This window comes from Methyloglobulus sp., from assembly GCF_046714055.1.
Taxonomy (GTDB): Bacteria; Pseudomonadota; Gammaproteobacteria; order Methylococcales; family Methylomonadaceae; genus Methyloglobulus.
This window is the reverse complement of record NZ_JBKKBJ010000225.1, coordinates 1-3,402: the sequence shown is the minus strand read 5'-3', so window position 1 is coordinate 3,402 and position 3,402 is coordinate 1. Positions and strand designations below refer to the sequence as shown.

Annotated in this window: 4 protein-coding genes; 1 reads left to right on the top strand and 3 read right to left on the bottom strand. The window is 48.8% G+C overall.

Annotated elements, in window-relative coordinates; translation table 11 throughout:
• Positions 1 to 588: 588 nt before the first annotated feature.
• The 3 genes from ispG to ACLQ6D_RS13665 all read right to left on the bottom strand — a co-directional run bounded on the left by ispG (position 589) and on the right by ACLQ6D_RS13665 (position 2,656).
• Positions 589 to 1,806, bottom strand: coding sequence for a flavodoxin-dependent (E)-4-hydroxy-3-methylbut-2-enyl-diphosphate synthase (ispG, locus tag ACLQ6D_RS13675; protein WP_411727872.1), 1,218 nt, complete (start codon positions 1,804 to 1,806; stop codon positions 589 to 591).
• A gap of 146 nt (positions 1,807 to 1,952) precedes the next feature.
• Complete coding sequence (locus ACLQ6D_RS13670) at positions 1,953 to 2,393, bottom strand: type II toxin-antitoxin system VapC family toxin (RefSeq protein ID WP_411727871.1); 441 nt, start codon at positions 2,391 to 2,393, stop codon at positions 1,953 to 1,955.
• Between the two features lie 5 nt (positions 2,394 to 2,398).
• Positions 2,399 to 2,656: a type II toxin-antitoxin system Phd/YefM family antitoxin gene (locus tag ACLQ6D_RS13665; RefSeq protein ID WP_411727870.1), complete on the bottom strand. Its 258-nt coding sequence runs from the start codon at positions 2,654 to 2,656 to the stop codon at positions 2,399 to 2,401.
• A gap of 608 nt (positions 2,657 to 3,264) precedes the next feature.
• Here ACLQ6D_RS13665 and ACLQ6D_RS13660 point away from each other — a divergent pair.
• On the top strand, positions 3,265 to 3,402 hold a 138-nt coding region (locus ACLQ6D_RS13660), incomplete at its 3' end, for a transposase (RefSeq protein ID WP_411727873.1).

Sequence of the window (3,402 nt, the reverse complement as noted above, 5' to 3'; positions counted from 1 at the left end):
TGCTTGACTAGGGCATCGCTTAAACTGGTTTGGGCTAGGTTCTTCCAGGACATGGGCTATTGCTCGGACTTTGATAAGGGCTTATTTTACCAGTTTAGGGGCTTGGGTTCGTGCAAAAGTCTCAAGTAATTTAATAGTGGGCTTCTTGTAAAACTCCCTGCCAAGCAGCGGCACTTGCCGTGGGTGAGTGTCTGGAGCGTAGTTTTTGCTGACATTGCGCCCCGTATTTACTGATGGCGCGGATTCTGTCCGACTTAGGCAATAACCAGCCGGTCCCGCAACATATGGCACCGTCACCCCCAAACAAGCATCAAACTACGTCGTGGGCGTTTGGCCCAGTTGTCGGCCAATTCGGGTCAGTTTCGGTTCGCGTACTTCGCCTACCTTCGGGTGACCACGCTTGACGGGCTTCCCGGCAACCGTCCCCGTTTGTTTCGCGGGCTTCTCCCGCGCCGGGGGTCTACTCGCTATTGGGGTTTTGCAATTGCCCCACTAGTCAGTATGCTTAAACTAAAGGGCATAAGAGTCAGCAAATAAACTGCCCTGTCCTTGGTGATAGAATTCAAGCGCGTCTCCTTGCTTTTTCTATTACGCACTATAATGCGTTTCAATATATCTCTGCACAACTCCCTGAAACTCCTCAGCAATATAGTCGCCTTTTAAGGTAACGGTTTTTACGCCATCCTCATAAACGGGCGCAACGGGTGATTCGCCCGTTCCCGGCAAGCTGATGCCGATATTGGCGCTTTTGCTTTCGCCGGGGCCATTGACCACGCAACCCATGACCGCGACTTCCATCGTTTCCACGCCAGGATATTGGGTGCGCCAGATCGGCATTTGGTCGCGCAGATAGCTTTGGATGTCCATTGCCAGTTGTTGGAAATAATCGCTGGTGGTACGGCCACAACCTGGGCAGGAGATCACCATAGGCGTAAACGAGCGGAAACCCATCGTTTGCAGGATTTCCTGGGCGACGATGACTTCCTGGGTGCGGGATGCGCCGGGTTCCGGCGTCAGTGAGATACGGATGGTATCGCCTATGCCTTGCTGCATGAGTACGGACAGCGCGGCGGATGATGACACGATGCCTTTGGAACCCATGCCAGCTTCGGTCAAGCCTAGATGCAAGGTATAGTTACAGCGGCTTGCTAAATCCTGGTAAATGCTGATGAGTTCCTGGACGTTGCTGATCTTACAAGAAAGTATAATCTTGTCCTTGCCCAGGCCGATCTCTTCCGCTTTGGCGGCGCTTTCTAACGCCGACAACACGATGGCTTTACGTGTAACGGCAGGCAAGGGTTCAGGGTTCGGTAATAAGCGGTTCTCGTCGAGTAAACGGGTAAAGACGGCCTGATCGAGGCTGCCTCCGTTAACGCCTATCCGCACAGGTTTGTTGTATTTGCAGGCAAATTCCACCATTTGTTGAAATTGCGGGTCGCGGCTCTTGCCACGCCCCACATTGCCGGGGTTAATGCGGTATTTATCTAAGGCTTCGGCACAATCCGGGTATTTTTCCAATAATTTATGGCCGTTAAAATGGAAGTCGCCGATAATGGGTACGGAATAACCCTTCTTATCCAGTTGGTTACGGATTTTCGATACCGCTGCCGCCGCTTCTTCGTTATTCACGGTTATCCGCACCAGCTCGGAACCTGCAGTTGACAGTTCGATAATCTGGTTGACTGTGGAAGTCACATCGGCGGTATCGGTGTTGGTCATCGACTGCACAACGATAGGCGCACCGCCCCCAACTTTGACATTGCCGACTGAAACTTGATGGGTGATTTTTCTTAAGGAAATAGACATAAACTTAAACTTTTGGAAAAGGTGGTGTTATCTGAAACAATACGCTAAATTATACGCTATTTTGACTGGTGTGTAGTCGATTAGACATTGCCAGTCTTATCTATATGGTTGAGGGGCGAGTAAATCATCAACCCTCAACCCAATATCTACCGGCTTGTGACAGCTTCGTCAAATTTCCAAGGATTCAACAATTCAACGCCTGTCGGCTTAAAATCATCAGTATTCCTTGTGACCACCGTCATGCCATGAACCAGTGCCGTCGCTGAGATGATGGCATCACGATCAGATCGCGGGTCAGGCACATGCAACCTGGCACAGCGTTGTGCGACTGCTGTATCGACGGCAAGAATGCGTTCAGAAAACGCTGGCAATACATGGGCATTTAACCAGGAACGGAGAATGGCGCCTTGGGTTGGGTCACGCCGTTCAAGCAATAGCACCCCGGTTTCCAGTTCCAAAATTGACATCACCGATATAAACAGCCGTGCCGCCGAAACGCTATTTGCCCACGCCACGACATTGTTGTCGGCTTTGCCTGATTTCGCTTTCCGCAATTCAGAAATAACATTGGTGTCCAGCAAATACACGACGATTACGACAAATCTGCTGGCTTATACAATGCTTTGTTTAAGCGCGGTGCTTCAAAATCAATATCGTCCGTCTCGGGCATTGCCAGTAACTCGACAATGCTTTCCTTTTTGCCCGTGATTTTTTGATAGTCCTCGATGGTCAATAACACATGCGACGGATGCCCACGGTCAGTAATAAAAACCGGCCCGTTAGCGGCAGACCGCTTTACTCTGCTGACATCTTGATTAAACTCTCGGCTAGAAATTGTTGTGATGGCCATTGGCAACCTCACGGCAAAAATAATGTAGATATGTAGGTACATAGTTACAGTATAGCAACTATGTAGATATGTCGCTACTTATTTTGCATCATCGTGCGGGACTTGTGTTTTCATCTTCACCACTTGAATGAGCTACGTTTTATTGTACCCACTCCGGGGGGTAGAGACGATGATATTAATCTACAGCCTTTAGTTGGGCTTTGTATCTGATCGAGCAGCTTTCAGTTTTTCTTGGGCTTTAGCTGCCCGCTTTTTGTAAGATGAGTCAATATAAGCAGTCTCGCCTAATAAGCCTGCAAGTTTTTCATGTAGTTTTTAATTTACTATATCCGTGCATTGAAAAATCACCTGCAATAGCTGATTCCAAATTTCGCGCAGTTCGAAAACGAGTATATGGCACTCTTAGTTTCCATTATGAATCACTACACCTGTAACATGCTTGACGCTGCCATCTCCAAATATTCTTGTTTTATGGTTTGATAGCTTATAGCCATATGGACTAATTATTCGAGAAATTTGTTTTTCTAAAGACCTTGGTACCGTGCTTATCCGGTTGTCACAGACAGCCACTACCGGTAGAATGCTGGGCATCTGTACAGCTTGCAATCATGGTTATCGACGTGCTTGGGCGGGATGGTTTGCCGTTCCCGAAGTCACTTCCCGGGTTCCAACAACTTTTCCCGGACGAAGTGGCATGTGCGGCCTACCTTGAGCACGCACGATGGGGTAATGGCTTCGTCTGTCCC